The sequence below is a fragment of the Flavobacterium faecale genome, from assembly GCF_048320115.1.
Lineage (GTDB): Bacteria > Bacteroidota > Bacteroidia > Flavobacteriales > Flavobacteriaceae > Flavobacterium > Flavobacterium faecale_A.
The window spans coordinates 859,737-875,347 of sequence record NZ_CP182943.1; the positions used below are offsets into that span (position 1 = coordinate 859,737).

The following is a 15,611-nucleotide window of genomic DNA, read 5'->3' on the forward strand; positions in this document are numbered from 1 at the left end:
TTTAAAATATTTCGGATGGCGCACTTTCTTTACATTCTTTATTCTGAATCAAACAACAAATTTTACGTAGGTGAAACACATGATATTGAAGGATCAAGTTCAAAAGTTGGGGATTAGGCAAAAAGATTGGATAATCTAAACAGGAAGAAATCAAGAATCAATCCTAAATCAGACGCCTCGAGCTATATTAATTTGCTAAACATATTTTTGTGTAATTTCAACAAAGGAAAAATCACTTTACGTGAGCAACTACTAGGATTGCTTTGCTAGTTCGTTTTCGCTCGTGCCCTCATGCTTCGGAATAACAAAACAGAGCGCACCAACCCTTAACTTAATAACATCGCTTCGGGACAAACCGACATTTTAAACACAACTACCTTTAGCGACCAAGAATATTAAACCTAACCAAATAGCGCCTTAATGTTTCAAAAAAGTTAAAAAAAATCCCCTTCGCTCACACGAAAGGGACTATGTTAAAAATTAGTTTTAAAAACTAATTATGAATTCTTCAAATTAATGATTTCTTGGTCTGTAAGCAATCTCCAGTTTCCTCTTGGCAAGTTTTTCTTAGTCAAACCTGCAAAAGCAACACGGTCAATACGCAACACATCATAATTAAAATGCTCGAAGATGGAACGAACCACTTTCACGTTAGATGAACGCAACTTCAATCCTATTTCGCTTTTTGCCTCACCTTCAATATAACTTACTTCTTCTACAAAAACGCGGTGACCATCAAGAACCAAACCTTTCGAGATTTTTTCTAAATCTTCAAACTTCAAGTTTTTATCTAGCGATACTTGGTAAATTTTAGATGATTTATTCGTTGGCAAACTAAACTTACGAATCATATCCGTATCGTTTGTAAACAACAATAAACCAGTGGTGTTCTTATCCATACGCCCCACGGCACCAATTTTTGCTGTAGTCGAACCTTTTACCAACTCCAATACATTACGGAATTCCTGACCTTCATCAAAAGCCGTTGTAAAGTTCTTAGGCTTGTTCAATAAGATATATACTTTTTTCTCAGGAGTCAATTTCACTCCGTCAAAATTCACTTCATCCGTTGGTTTCACCAAATACCCCATTTCGGTTACAGGAATACCATTTACTTTTACATTTCCAGATTGAATGTAAATATCCGCATCACGACGCGAACACACCCCTGAGTTGGCAATGTATTTATTTAAACGAATTTCGTCTTTTTCTTTTTGTCTCTTTGGAGCCTGATTTGGTTTCTTTGCCTTAGCAGCTTCCTCTTCAACAACTTTGGTGTTTACTTTAGCTTTTTTAGGTCCTTGCGCCCTTTTTTGCATAGCGGGTTTTGGCTTATTCGAATTCGTTCTTGAACCACCTGGTCTAGAACTTCCTCCTCTATTACTGCCTTGCTTGTTATTCATAATATTCTGTAATTTACTTCGTCAGTTCGGCCTTAGGGCCTCGTGTTTGCAAAGATAGTATTTATATTTTTGCAAATAGCTACTTCCAAGTCATTAAGTCACAACTACTAAAGATTAACAATGAAGGAGTTAACTAATAATTCTTACCAAAATCATTTTTAAGAAGCTATTCCTGCCTTCCATTTCAAGCTTTTAGCACAAAAAGCTTTTTTTCTAGGTCATAAAAGGAGCTTCCTCTGGTCGCTCTTTTATGCCCAGAAAAAAATAGCTTTTGTTGCTGCAAGGCTTTCCATTTCAGTCAGGGCTAAGGGATCTTCAATCTTAATAATAATTCTTTCAACTTTTAAGAAGTAAGAATTTTATTTGTAATTCTTTTTTACATACATTCGCTTCATTCAAAAACCAAACAAAAAATGAGACAAAACATACTCTTAGCGCTATTAGTATTTTTTTCGATTAACTCTTTTTCTCAAACATCAAAATTGAGCCTTGAAGCAAACTACCCCATTCCTACATGCAATAATTTCACTAGCAAATCTTATAAAGGAATCATCGATTTTGAATCCAAATACCGATTTGCAGAGACTCACAACTTCCAATTTGGCGCTTCAATGAACGGAGGATTACTCACAAACACGACTTATAAAAATTATGTCCTAAATGTTAATTTGGGAATCGCATACGACATCAGCACAAAAGTGTTTGCAACTGCTCAATATAACTTTACTAAATTGAATACAAAAGACGGAATTCCTAACACTCCTTTTAATACAAATGTAAGTTTAGTCAAAACAGGTATTAGTCTTCGCTTAAAATTGAATCCTTCAATCTAAAAGAACACAAAACAACTACAACCCCTTAAAAATGAATACAATGAACACTTTTTTTAAAAACAACATACTACTAATCAGCTTTTATATTGTATTCAACTTTATTGGAACCATTAAAGCAACTGGACAGGAATATAAAATAAACCCCAATGATCCTGAAGTTAGCTTTATAGAACACAATTCACCTTACGACTTTGTTTATACAGATGGAGTTTATGACAACGGAAAAGCCATAAACAGATACGAACAGACCAATTACAACCGCTTTGACTGGGAGAGCTTTTCTTTAGACTTTGATTTTTATACTTCTGAAATTAGGGAACAGTGGCCATTGATTATGGGAACCTCTACCAGATCATTAGGTTTTTTACTTAAAGACAACAGAACGATTGAGATTACTGTAAACCATCAAAAACAAGTTTATTTAACTCAAGGAATCTATGAGAAAAATAAATGGTATCATGCCAAAATAATAAAAAACGGAAGTAATACGGAAATATACCTAAACGATATCAAAATAGGAGAATTACAAGTGTTTTTTGAAATAGATACAAAGAACTACTACCAAAGATGTCTTTCTTCTATTAACTATTCAAATGGAATTGCTTTTGATGGCTTACTAAGAAATATAATTTACACCAAAAAAGGAGACCTCGAATTCTCTAAAAAAATGTATGAAAAATATGCGTCAAAATATAGTAACGAAAATCTAATACTTTCTATTCCTGAAAATGTTTTTCAAAGAAACTACAAGTACAACTTATACAGTCTCAACTGGAAATCTTTCAAAATTCAATTTGATTACACGCACATCAATGATGAAACACAATTAATCCTTGGAAGTAAATGGAAAGTTATTGATTTTCATACTATAAATGACACCGCATCTATTTCAATCAATAATAACAGAATTAACTTTTTGAGTAGCTTAAAGTTAGAACCTAATCAGGAATACAAAGTTGAAATTATAATCAACAACAATGTAATACAGATGCTGATTGACAATACAATCGTTTTGCATACATCATTTGAATATCACAACAAAAAGATTTTAGAATACGAAAAAGAAATTCTAACTTTTTCTAAAACACATAAACCATCAACTATTTTTAAGAGCCTAACAATTGAAAACAATGTCCCGCTAAAAAACATTGAAAACCCCATAGTATTAACTACAAAACACAACAAATCAATTGATATAAAAAACGAAGGAGTAATTATGACTCTCTTTACCCCTCCTTTTGAATTAAACATTAAAGAGAATAATCCTGAGAATGAATTTACATTTACAAAAATGATTACAGGTTTTGATGCTAGTTCATTCGAAATGAACTTTGATTTTGCAACTACTAAAAAAGGAGAACAAGACCTTTTAGAATTAGGCGTTTACACTAAATCTTCCGAGATTGCTTTATCTATCAACAACAATAATCTTGTCTTTAAAACTAAAAACAAAACTATGGTCATTCCATCAATCAATTCTACGGCATTAAAAGAAGACTGGAATAATTGTAAAATAGTATCTAATAATGGCTTAGTTAAAATATACCTCAACAATATCAAAACCTATGAAATAAAATTTCGTTTTTCATATCAATATTACAAATCCAAATTACTAATGATAAGAAACAATTTCATAGGTAGTTACAGAAATCTTTACATATACGAATCGCCAAAATAAATAAGAAAATGGATTACCAAGCGATACTTTCAATCCCCAATCCCCGCCCCAGATAGCAGCGGTAGCCCCGACTGAAAAAAGCTATTTTTTACGGAAACAGCAGAGCGACCAGCGGAAGCTCCTGCTGTGACCTAGTAAAAAAAGCATTTTGAAGGAGGGCTATAGCGAATAGCTGGAATAGGCGCATAACACTACTCCCTCTTATGCACCGTAATCACAACAGTCTTAGAAGTCGGCGTATTACTAATTCTAGCCTTGGATTGCAATGGCACCAAAACATTGGTTTCTGGAAAATAAGTCGCGGTACACTGACGCGGAATACTGTATGGAATCACCAAAAATTGTTCGGCGCGGCGTTCTTGTCCTTCAAAATGACTGACTAAATCGACCAAATCATGGAGTTTTAACCCTGCGGCATTCATATCGTCTTGGTTCATGAAAACAACCCGTCTTTCGTTGAGAATGCCACGATAACGATCGTCAAGACCATAAATAGTGGTATTGTATTGATCGTGTGTACGAATGGTCATCATCAAGTATTGGTCTTTTTGCAAAACAATATCCGAAAGTTGATTAATGGTGAAATTAGCCTTACCAGTATAAGTTTTGGTAAAATCGTTTTCACGGGCGTTATTCGGTAAATAAAAACCTCCCGGAATGCGTACGCGTTCGTTAAAATTTTCAAAGCCCGGAATAGTCGCTTCAATAGCGTCCCGAATCAAATCGTAATTGCCAGCCATGGCCGTCCAATCCACATTTGAATTTTGCAAAGTAGCTGATGCGATACCTGCAACAATTGCAGTTTCGCTCATCAAATAATCCGACAAAGGCTCTAAATGCCCCACCGATTTAGAAACCACGCCCATCGAATTTTCGACGCTAACAAACTGTTCCCCACTGGCTTGAATATCTTTTTCAGTTCGTCCTAAACAAGGTAAAATCAAGGCTTCCTTACCGTGAATCAAATGAGAACGGTTAATTTTTGTCGAAATATGTACGGTCAAATCACAGTTGCGCAAGGCTTCAGCAGTAACTTCTGTATCCGGAGTGGCGGATATAAAATTCCCGCCCATTCCTAAGAAAAATGTAGCCTTGCCTTGATGCATGGCTTCAATCGCATCGACCACATCATAGCCGTGTGCTCGAGGTGATTTGAAATCAAAATGAGCATCCAGCGCATCCAAAAAGCCTTCGGATGGTTTTTCGTAAATCCCCATCGTTCTATCGCCTTGCACATTGGAGTGCCCACGTACAGGACAAGTCCCTGCTCCTTGCTTGCCAATGCTTCCCATCAACAACAGTAAATTCACTACTTCCCGAATGTTGTCGACACCGTTTTTATGTTGGGTTAATCCCATTGCCCAGCACACAATTATTTTTTTATTGACAGCAATCATATCCGCTGCTGTTTCGATTTCAGCTATCGACAAACCTGTTTGACTGACCAAATCGACAAGATCGTATCGCTCTAAATCTTTTATAAATTCTTCATAACCTAGGGTTTGTTTTTGAATAAACTCAGCGTCAAAAACCGTCCCTGGATGTAATTTTTCTTTTTGATGTAGCAAAATCAGAATCGCTTTCAATAGAGCGACATCTCCGTTGATTTTGACTTGCAGGAACAAATCGGTCAAATCCATTCCGCTTCCCAACCATTTGAGCGGGTTTTGGGGATCGATAAAGTTTTTTAAACCCACTTCAGGCAACGGATTGACACTAATTATCTTTCCACCATGCTGTTTGGTTTCGCCCAAAGCGGTCAACATTCGAGGATGATTGGTCCCTGGATTTTGCCCCATGACAATTACCAAATCGGTATGTTTAAAATCATCCAAAGTCACTGAACCTTTCCCGATTCCTAAAGTCTCCACTAGCGCAGAACCACTGGATTCGTGGCACATATTGGAACAGTCTGGCAAGTTATTAGTTCCGTATTGACGTACAAACAATTGGTACAAATAAGCCGCTTCGTTACTGGTACGACCCGAGGTATAAAAAATCGCTTCATCAGGCGAACTCAATCCATTCAAGGTTTTTCCAATCTTTTGAAAAGCTTCGTCCCATTCAATCGGCTCATAATGCGTAGCGCCTTCCCGTAAATACATGGGCTGGGTTACACGTCCTTTTTTACCCAATTCATAATCCGATAATAATCCTAATTCATGAATGCTATGAGTCGCGAAAAACAAAGGCGAGACACGGTTTTTGGTAGCTTCTTCGGCTATGGCTTTGGCACCGTTTTCACAATATTCAGCCAAAAAAGCACGTTTTTCATCAGGGTCAGGCCACGCACAACCAGGGCAATCATAACCGTCTTTTTGGTTTAGTTTTGCCAATAAACCGATACTTTTCATAATCCCAACCTCATCTTTCATATGCGTCAAAGCCGACTTGACTGCTTTGAATCCTACGGCAGAATGCGGAATATCCGTTTCTTTAATTCCAGTGAATTTTTCAGGTGGTTGTGCGATTGTTTTTTTAGTCATGATTATTTACTGTTTTTTTTAGTCTGTGCGATAAAAGTTAGCCACGAATTCACGAATTATTTCGTTTAATGCTAAATTTCAATTCGTGAATTCGTGGCAGAACACAATTAAACTAACCTTAAATGCTTTAATTATTTGAATAAATCGTCGCTTTGTTATCTCTCGAAAAACCTATCAGACAAATTCCAAATTCCTTGGCATAATCTACCGCCAAGGATGAGCAAGCCGAAACCGCTACAATGGTGCTGATTTTAGCAAAAAAAGCTTTGGTGATAATCTCATAGGAAACCCTCCCGCTCACTAGCATAAAAGCCGCTGATTTGAGTTGATTCGTTTGTATCAATTTCCCGATACATTTATCCACCGCATTATGACGCCCTATGTCTTCTTTCAAAGTCAAAAACGCATAGTTTTCATCAAAAATAACGGCTGCATGTGACCCACCAGTCAAACTAAAAACTTGTTGATGTTCGCTCATTACAGCAAACATTTCAGGTAATTTATCCAGATTGATTTGAGGGTGATTTTTTAATTTGGTTTTAGGAATTTCGAAATCGTCCAATTGTTGCTTGCCACATATTCCACAAGAAGAAACAGATAATAAGGAGCGCTTATTCATATAGCCATTACCCAACAGGTTTTCAGGAATGGTCACTTCAATTTTAGTAAAGGCATTTGGAGTATCGGATACCACTTCCATTTTAGGATTCACTTCCGAACGATAAATATCTTCGGCATGAAGCAAACCTCGTATCAGTTCGAAATCATTTCCCGGTGTACGCATCACCACTGTAAACGAACTTTGGTTGATACTAATTTCCAAAGGAGCTTCGACTACCAAAAAATCATTGATTTTTTCAGTAGCACAATCCCCCTTTTTGATTCCTTCGTAAAGAAGTGTCTGCATTTCATTCCTTTCCATATAGTAAAAGTAGAAAAAAAGAAAACCAATGCATTTAACTATCTGATTAAATCAATAACTGATTATATCAATTTTAATCTTATGAAGCTAAAATCGCTAAACATTCATCAACCAACGCTTACCATTCCATAAAACAGAAGGATCAATCAAGACAATGCAAAAAACGCCTGAAACAATCAAGAACTTAAGTAAATTGTGCAATAGTAAGTAATGTTCTTTAGAGTTTGATTTCCACAAATAACTCAAAAAGAAGATTAAACCTATCAAGGCCACATAGAAATAAATATCCATATACCCCACATCATAAACATCAATAAGGATATAAACCGGAAATATGGTCAAGATTGTCAAAACTGTTATGATTTGCTTAGAAACATTTTCTCCAAAACGAACAGGAATTGTTTGATATTCACTAACCAAATCTCCTTTGATATTTTCTAAATCCTTAATCATTTCGCGAATTAAGATGAGTAACGATAAAAAAGCAGCATGAGCAAAAATGACTGCAAAATGAGATCTATTATTAATAATCTCCTCAAATGTCAAACTGTAATAATAATGTAATGTAATCGCAAAAAACGGAATTACCGCCATTAAAGTGGCTGTTAAATTCCCAATCACAGTATACTTTTTAATCTTATGTGAATAAAACCAAATCAGGAATATATAAGCCGAAAAAAACAAAAAGACTTTAAAAGAAACCAACAGTGCCAATAATGCAGCGATAAAATTCAATACAAAATAGACTTTCAACTTGGTCGATTGACTCACTAATCGATCCAACATCGATTTATTAGGACGATTGATTAAATCCTTTTGGCTGTCATAAAAATTATTGATGATATAACCCGAAGCTATCGTAATCGCCGAAGCAAAAACTAATAAAAACAAATCGACATCTAACAAAACAGACAAGGCTCCTTTATCTGGTGCTAAAATAAAAACAGCTGAAAGATATTGTGCCAAAATTATAATCGGAATATTATATCCTCTAATTACAGAGAATAAACTCACAATTTTCTTTAATAATAGCCTTTGTTTTCTATTTAGCATTGTAAAAAAAGGAAAACGTTTATACTCTAAAGAATACAAACGTTATTTTGAAATTTATAGTTGAAAAACGAAATTAAAACTGATAGACTACTTCTAGTTTGTAATCTTTCAAAGAAGCTTTGGCTCTTTCTAAATCCTCAGTAAATCCAAGAATGTAACCTCCACCACCTGAACCACACAATTTTAAATAATAATCATTGGTATCAATTCCTTGTTGCCAAAGTGCGTGAAACTGTTCTGGAATCATTGGTTTAAAATGATTCAAAACTACTTTAGAAAGTTTTTTAGTATTGGTAAACAACGATTTTATATCACCTCCTAAAAAGTCATCTACACAAGCATCGGTATATTTTACAAATTGGTTTTTAAGCATGGCTCTAAACCCTTTATCTTTTAAGTTTTCCATGAAGATATTAACCATAGGTGCTGTTTCACCCACAATTCCTGAGTCTAACAAAAAGACAGCGCCTTTACCATCAAAACTTTGATTTGGGATTCCAGTCGCTTCAATATTATCTTGTGAGTTAATCAAAATAGGAATACTCAAATAACTATTTAATGGATCTAAACCTGAACTTTTCCCATGGAAAAAACTTTCCATTTGAGAAAAAATAGTTTTTAGTTGTAATAATTTTTCACGAGTTAAATTCTCTAAAACCGTGATTTTATCTTGCGCATATTTATCATAAATAGCCGCTACCAAAGCACCACTACTCCCTACGCCATACCCCTGTGGAATACTTGAATCAAAATACATCCCTGTAGCCACATCGCTTTTTAAGGCTTCTAAATTAAAAGTAACTAAATCTGGTTGTTCAAGATGTAGTTTTTCAAGGTAGTCTGCAAATCGTTTCAAACTTTCATTCGATGCGATTGCTTCAGCAGAAGGATTTTCATTTCTTTTCAAAGCTCCGTTATAAAAATTATACGGAATCGAAAGCCCTTTAGAGTCACGAATAATTCCGTATTCTCCAAAGAGTAATATTTTTGAGTAAAATAAAGGTCCTTTCATATAATTTTAAATTAGCAATTTGGGGTTGTTAATTATTTTATTTTGTTAATCTTATTTGGGTCTTGTCTGGTGTCGAAAAGAGATAAAATAACAATATGTTTATCGTTAAATTTGTAAAACAAAATTGATTGTTTGCTTATTACACATTTTCTAATCCTTCTAGACTTATTAGATACTGGAAACATTTCAGGATCGTCAGCAATCAAATTAATAATGTCGTTTAACTTATTTGAAAATTTTGTTTTTACTTTATGATTCCATTTTAAAACTAAAAATTCAAATAAATTTTCGATTTCATAAAAAGCTAATGGAGTAATTACCACTTCCCTTTTCATCTTTACAAATGTGGCTTAATAAATTTATCAAAAGAAACATACTCTCCTCTTTCATATTGCGCCTCTGATTCATTAATTATATGTTGCTGTTCCTCCGTCAATTCATCCCAGAAATCTTTCTTTTCTTTTTTAAAAATGGATTTGATAGACGCAATAATTGACTCGTCATTGGTTTCTGCCAATAATTTCATCAATTCTTTTTTTTCTAATTCAATATTCATAATCTTATCCTTAAAGCATAAAGATACAAAAATTACAATAGCATTGCACCAATTCCAATTTGGTCACAAATGTACTGACCATTTTGACAATAGCCAACTAATTCGTCCTGAATAAATTGCAATACTTTTTCTTTAACGTTTTTTGGATAGAGCACATGTACATTTGCTCCTGCATCTAATGTAAAACAAACCGGAATCTGCGTCTCCGAACGGAATTTCCAGATGGCATTGATAATTTGCAAGGTATTCGGCTTCATCAAAATGAAATAAGGCATCGAAGTCATCATCATAGCATGTAAAGTCAGCGCTTCGCTTTCTACTACTTTAATAAATTCGTCTAAATTTCCGTTTTCAAAAATCAGTTTTAACTTATCTAAATTTTCATGTGCCTGCGCAAAACGCTGTTCTGCAAAAGGATGACCATGCATTAAATCATGTCCTAACGTACTTGACACTTGTTTTTCGCCTTTGTCAACTAACAGGATTGTATCTTGAAAATCCTTGAAATTATCGTGAATTGCGTATGGATACTCAACACCATACAAATCAGTACTTCCTGTAATATTGGCTTGATGCCCCCAAACTACTACTTCTCCTTTTACACTTCGGCAAGCGCTACCTGAACCCAATCGCGCTAAAAAAGACGCTTTTTGATAAAAATAATCCTCGGTCATTTCAGGACGTAAGGCTTTTTCCAAACTCATCAAATTCATCGCCAAAGCTGCCATTCCTGATGCCGAAGATGCTATCCCTGAACTATGCGGAAAGGTGTTTTGTGTATCAATCGTAAAATGATATTCTTTCAAAAAAGGCAAATAGACTTCTATTCGCTCAAAAAACTTTTGAATTTTAGGTTTAAAATCTTCTTTTGGTTTTCCTTCAAAAAGTAAATCGAAAGAAAAACTTTCTTCTGTCACATTGAGCGGAGTCGAACTGTCTTTTTTATCGAAAGACAATTTGGTAATGGTCTTACAATTGTTCAACGTAAAACTTACCGAAGGATTCGCTGGAATTTGCTTTTCTTTTTTTCCCCAATATTTCACAAGGGCAATATTACTAGGTGCTGTCCACTGGAACTCACCATTTTTGACAGAATTTGTGTATTTTGAAGGAATAAAATCAGTATCTAAAAACATGAAAATCAATTTTTAGGCAAAGATACTTTTTTTGACGTATCTCTATAATTCAAGGATTGATTTATTACCAGAATAAAATTGATTAAATTTGGCCTGCCCATTAACAAATAACTCATGAATAAAATCTCTAAAATACTTTGTATAGTTGTCACTTGTTTAGCAGTTGGCTATTTTTCTGGAATTGTAACTCAATCTGCAATTACAACTTGGTACCCTACATTGGTCAAACCAAGTTTTAATCCACCCAATTGGATTTTTGCTCCTGTCTGGAGTATGTTATACATTATGATGGGAATTGCGGCAGGATTGGTTTGGGATCGAATGGATTTTGAGCCAGAAATAGTCAAAAAAGCTTTAATTGCCTTTGCTATTCAATTGGCTTTAAATGCCTTGTGGTCTTATTTATTTTTCGGACTTCACAATCCATTATTGGCTGGAATTGAAATCATCGTACTCTGGTTATTCATCTATGAAACTTATGTACAATTTTCCAAAATCAACAAATTATCAGGCTACTTATTCCTTCCTTATCTGGCTTGGGTGAGTTTTGCAATGGTTCTGAATTGGAATATTTGGTGGCTTAACAGATAGTCATCAGTGATCAGATTTTTAGTGAACAGACTCAAAAATAGTGCTCAGTCAATAAATATGACAGTAGCATAACGCCCAGACTGATTACTAAAAAAAACGGAACACGGAACACTAATATTAAATTGCATTGGCCACAATAAACCCAGCCGTCCAAGCATTTTGGAAATTAAAACCTCCTGTAATCGCATCGATATTTACAATTTCACCAGCAAAATAAAGATTCTCATGTAGCTTGCTTTCCATGGTTTTGAAGTTGATTTCTTTTAAATCTATTCCTCCCGCGGTTACAAACTCTTCTTTAAAAGTACTTTTCCCATTCACCTGAAAAGTTCCTTTTGTCAATTGGCTTGCTAAGGCTTGCAATTGAACCTTAGACAAATCAGCCCACTTGGTTTCTGCCTGAATTCCTGATGCCAAAACCAAACTTTCCCACAAACGATTCGTTAGGTCAAATGGCGATTTTTTAGACACCATTTTCTTAGCTTGGTCTTGTTTTAGTTTTTTCAATTGCTGTTCGGCCTCCTCGATATCGGTATCATTTAACCAATTGACATAAATAATAAACTGATAGTTTTTATCGTGTAAAATACGTGCTCCCCAAGCGGATAATTTCAAAATAGCAGGACCACTCATTCCCCAATGGGTAATTAACAAAGGCCCTGTTGAAGTTAACTTAGTATCCTTTACCATGACTGTTGCTTGAGTAGCAACACCTGGCAATTCTTTGATTCGGCTGTCTTTGATATTAAAAGTAAACAAAGACGGCACTGGATTCACGATGGCGTGTCCGTAGGTTTGTAGCATTTCCCAAATTTTAGGATTGCTTCCTGTAGCTAAGATTAATTTTGGGGCAATATAATTTTCATTTTGAGTATCTACTTTCCAAAAATTTTCTTTTTTGTAAATAGATTGTACACTTTGCCCTGTAAGCACGGTTATGCCTAGTTTTTGTGTAGCATCCATAAAACAATCAATGATAGTTTGAGAAGAATCGGTAACAGGGAACATACGACCGTCATCCTCAATTTTGAGTTCTACGCCGTGTTTTTCAAACCATTCGATAGTATCGCCTGAGCAAAACTGATGAAAAGGTCCTCGCAATTCTTTTTCGCCACGAGGATAAAACTTCACTAATTCATTAGGTTCAAAACATGCATGCGTCACATTACAACGTCCACCGCCAGAAACACGAACTTTAGATAGAACTTCCTTACCACGTTCAAGAATTGCAATTTTGGTTTTTGGGTTTTTCTCTGCAATATTGATTGCGGTAAAAAAACCTGCTGCACCACCACCGACTATTATAATGTCAAAATTTTGATTCATATCTATTACTACAAACACCAATTACAACCGATCAGGAAAATCAGAAATAATTCCATTTACTTTAAATGATTTTATTCTTTTAATATCTTCTATTTCATTAACTGTCCAAGGATAAACCTCAAATCCAGCTTCTTGAATCTCTTTCGTTTTTTCAGCAGTCAATAAGTGGAAATAAGGATGTATAGAAACCGCCTGAATCGCGTTTGCAAATGCTAAAGCCAAATCAATATCTGTTTCGGTCAACACTCCTATTCGAATATCCGAATTGAGATTTTTTACTTCTTGCAAGGCACACCAATCAAAACTAGAAACAATAAACTGTTTGTAGTGCCATTTTTTTTCTTCGACAAATTTTTCAATTAAATCCACAACTTTATCCGCAGATTCAAAACTTTTCAACTCAATATTAACCTCACATCTTTGATTAATTCTATTTAAGACTTGTGTCAAAGTCGGAATCTGATACTTTTTTGCAATACGCAATCGCTTTAATTGTGGCAAAGTATAATCCCGCACAAAACCCGAACCGTTGGTAAGTCGATCCAAGGTTTCATCATGAAAAACAATAATTTCTTGGTCTGCACTTAAATGTACATCAAGTTCAATGCGGTCCACATGCAAATCAATTGCCTTTTGAAAACTAATCAAAGTATTTTCGGGCTCGTGACCTTTAGCTCCTCGATGGCCTATTTTTAACATGCTACTGATTTTAAGGCAAAGGTAAGGAAAGAAAACACAGAATTACTATTTCACAGAGATACGCGAATACAAGACCGAGATTCACTGAGCATTTTTTTTTCAGCACAACTCCAGTATCAAAAACGACTTTCCTCCAACAGTTATAGCTGTTTTTACATCTATTGTTTCATTAGTAAAAACACAAGTTCCATTAGAGTAAAATTCTAGATTTTCTGTAAAACGCTTAGTAAACATGGTTCTTTGCTCTGGATTGTTATTAATGACTACCATCACTGACTCTTTTTCATTATATCTAAAATACACATAGATATTGTCCTCAGGTATGTAATGTGTGGTTTTTCCAAAATGAATTACCGACTTGGTTTTACGCCATTGGAACAGTTTAGAAGTAAAATTAAAATAAGCTTTTTGTCCTTCTGTCCTTCCTTCATCATGAAAGGCATTGATAGGATCATTTAACCAACCTCCTGGGAAATCCTGACGAATATCAGCATCGCCTTTATACTGATCGCCTGCCATTCCTATTTCAGAACCATAATACAACTGCGGTATGCCACGAACGGTTGCCAAAACAACCATTGCCAACTTATATTTTTGCAAATCGTTGTTGTAACAATAATTCAATCTTTTGGAATCATGATTTTCTGCAAAAATCATGAGATTATTAGCATTGGGATACAAAAAATCAAAAGTCAACGAATCATACACCCTTGTCATTCCTCTATCCCAACTTCCATCATCTTCATTGAACACCATTTGTAAAGTATCGCATAACGAAAAATCCATCACTGATGGTAAATTAGAATTGTAATTATGAATCTGCCCTGTTTTGCTGTCTTTTTGCCAATAGGCCAAAATTCCGTGATTGCGTTGCGTAATTTCGCCTACCATATTAAAGTTAGGATATTCATTCATAATAGCTTTAGTCCATTTTGCCATTTGCAGGGGTTCCGCATAATTAAAAGTATCCACTCTTAATCCATCAAGATCAGCGTACTCAACCCACCAAATTGCATTTTGAGTCAGATATTTCAACATCATAGGATTCGTACTATTCAAATCAGGCATCGTAGGGACAAACCAACCTTCAATACACTGTTTCCTATCTACTTTAGCCGCATTGACATCTAATACCGTTGTGCGTTTGTGATTGGTTTCTGTGTAGGTTTCAAAAGTATTAATCCAATCTTTGGAGGGAGGATCTTGCACCATCCAGTGGTGGAGTCCCCAATGATTGGTTACATAATCATGAATTAATTTCATACCTCGTAGATGCAATTCGGCAGATAAGCGCACATAATCTTCATTTGTCCCAAAACGAGGATCTATTTTATACACATCTGACTGTGCGTAGGAATGATAGGAATATTCAACTTCGTTATCTTCACACAAGGGAGTACTCCACAATGCTGTTGCTCCAATGGATTTAATATAATCTAGATTTTTAGTGATCCCGTTGATGTCACCACCATGACGACCTCCAGGCAACGCCCGATTGTATTTCTCATTAGTGGTTGCATCATTATTGTTATCTCCATTTCCGTTAGCAAAACGGTCTGGCATCAGTAAATAAATAACATCCGAAGAATCAAAGCCTTTTCGATCAGCTGAATTCTCACGGCGTTGCTTGATATAGTATTTTTGAGTAAAAACTGCTTTTGTATTGCGTTTAAAAATAAATACAAGTTCCTTGGCATAATCCCATTTTACATTGATTGTAACAAATAAGTAATTAGGGCTTTCTGTTTTAGTAACTTTAGTTATAATTCCAAATTCAGAAGTAGAAACAAAATACTTCGATATGTCTTTGCCATAAAAGAGTATTTGTAATTCTTTGTTATGCATACTGGCATACCAAAACGGCGGTTCAATTCTTAGTAGTGGTAATTGTATTTTAGAATTCATTGTTTTTAACT

The 15,611-nt window shown here is 35.0% G+C and carries 14 protein-coding genes; 3 read left to right on the forward strand and 11 right to left on the reverse strand.

The annotated features are described in order from the left end of the window. Positions 1 to 497: 497 nt before the first annotated feature. Positions 498 to 1,403 carry a pseudouridine synthase gene (locus tag ACNH59_RS03655; protein ID WP_418264077.1) on the reverse strand — a complete coding sequence of 302 codons (906 nt, stop codon included), beginning with the start codon at positions 1,401 to 1,403 and terminating at the stop codon, positions 498 to 500. 413 nt (positions 1,404 to 1,816) lie between these two features. Here ACNH59_RS03655 and ACNH59_RS03660 point away from each other — a divergent pair, with 413 nt between their 5' ends. Further along, positions 1,817 to 2,236, forward strand: coding sequence for a hypothetical protein (locus ACNH59_RS03660; protein WP_418264078.1), 420 nt, complete (start codon positions 1,817 to 1,819; stop codon positions 2,234 to 2,236). A gap of 40 nt (positions 2,237 to 2,276) precedes the next feature. Next, on the forward strand, positions 2,277 to 3,914 hold the full coding sequence (locus tag ACNH59_RS03665) for a hypothetical protein (protein ID WP_418264079.1): 1,638 nt from the start codon (positions 2,277 to 2,279) through the stop codon (positions 3,912 to 3,914). Positions 3,915 to 4,105: 191 nt separating this feature from the next. Here the strand turns inward: ACNH59_RS03665 and ACNH59_RS03670 are convergent, their stop codons facing one another. From ACNH59_RS03670 to ACNH59_RS03700, 7 genes are all read right to left on the reverse strand, one after another. Continuing rightward, positions 4,106 to 6,400, reverse strand: a complete 2,295-nt coding sequence (locus ACNH59_RS03670) for an FdhF/YdeP family oxidoreductase (protein WP_418264080.1) — start codon at positions 6,398 to 6,400, stop codon at positions 4,106 to 4,108. 127 nt (positions 6,401 to 6,527) lie between these two features. Beyond that, positions 6,528 to 7,307: a formate dehydrogenase accessory sulfurtransferase FdhD gene (gene fdhD, locus ACNH59_RS03675; RefSeq protein ID WP_418264081.1), complete on the reverse strand. Its 780-nt coding sequence runs from the start codon at positions 7,305 to 7,307 to the stop codon at positions 6,528 to 6,530. A gap of 111 nt (positions 7,308 to 7,418) precedes the next feature. Next, positions 7,419 to 8,375, reverse strand: a complete 957-nt coding sequence (locus ACNH59_RS03680) for a geranylgeranylglycerol-phosphate geranylgeranyltransferase (protein WP_418264082.1) — start codon at positions 8,373 to 8,375, stop codon at positions 7,419 to 7,421. 73 nt (positions 8,376 to 8,448) lie between these two features. Continuing rightward, on the reverse strand, positions 8,449 to 9,387 hold the full coding sequence (locus tag ACNH59_RS03685) for a mevalonate kinase (RefSeq protein WP_418264083.1): 939 nt from the start codon (positions 9,385 to 9,387) through the stop codon (positions 8,449 to 8,451). 32 nt (positions 9,388 to 9,419) lie between these two features. Then, a complete protein-coding gene (locus ACNH59_RS03690; protein WP_418264084.1) occupies positions 9,420 to 9,722 on the reverse strand; it encodes a type II toxin-antitoxin system RelE/ParE family toxin in 303 nt (100 codons plus the stop codon). 2 nt (positions 9,723 to 9,724) lie between these two features. Next, positions 9,725 to 9,943 (reverse strand): hypothetical protein, encoded by a 219-nt coding sequence (locus tag ACNH59_RS03695; protein WP_418264085.1) that lies wholly within the window; start codon positions 9,941 to 9,943, stop codon positions 9,725 to 9,727. A 32-nt stretch (positions 9,944 to 9,975) separates the two neighbouring features. Next, on the reverse strand, positions 9,976 to 11,079 hold the full coding sequence (locus ACNH59_RS03700) for a diphosphomevalonate/mevalonate 3,5-bisphosphate decarboxylase family protein (RefSeq protein WP_418264086.1): 1,104 nt from the start codon (positions 11,077 to 11,079) through the stop codon (positions 9,976 to 9,978). Between the two features lie 114 nt (positions 11,080 to 11,193). Here ACNH59_RS03700 and ACNH59_RS03705 point away from each other — a divergent pair, with 114 nt between their 5' ends. Then, positions 11,194 to 11,670: a TspO/MBR family protein gene (locus tag ACNH59_RS03705; RefSeq protein ID WP_418264087.1), complete on the forward strand. Its 477-nt coding sequence runs from the start codon at positions 11,194 to 11,196 to the stop codon at positions 11,668 to 11,670. A gap of 117 nt (positions 11,671 to 11,787) precedes the next feature. On the opposite strand, the gene ACNH59_RS03710 is transcribed toward ACNH59_RS03705, so the two are convergent. The 3 genes from ACNH59_RS03710 to ACNH59_RS03720 all read right to left on the reverse strand — a co-directional run bounded on the left by ACNH59_RS03710 (position 11,788) and on the right by ACNH59_RS03720 (position 15,600). Continuing rightward, positions 11,788 to 12,996, reverse strand: coding sequence for an NAD(P)/FAD-dependent oxidoreductase (locus ACNH59_RS03710; RefSeq protein ID WP_418264088.1), 1,209 nt, complete (start codon positions 12,994 to 12,996; stop codon positions 11,788 to 11,790). Between the two features lie 21 nt (positions 12,997 to 13,017). Further along, on the reverse strand, positions 13,018 to 13,695 hold the full coding sequence (locus tag ACNH59_RS03715) for a glycerophosphodiester phosphodiesterase (RefSeq protein ID WP_418264089.1): 678 nt from the start codon (positions 13,693 to 13,695) through the stop codon (positions 13,018 to 13,020). Positions 13,696 to 13,794: 99 nt separating this feature from the next. After that, complete coding sequence (locus ACNH59_RS03720) at positions 13,795 to 15,600, reverse strand: glycoside hydrolase family 13 protein (RefSeq protein ID WP_418264090.1); 1,806 nt, start codon at positions 15,598 to 15,600, stop codon at positions 13,795 to 13,797. Between the last annotated feature and the right edge of the window lie 11 nt (positions 15,601 to 15,611).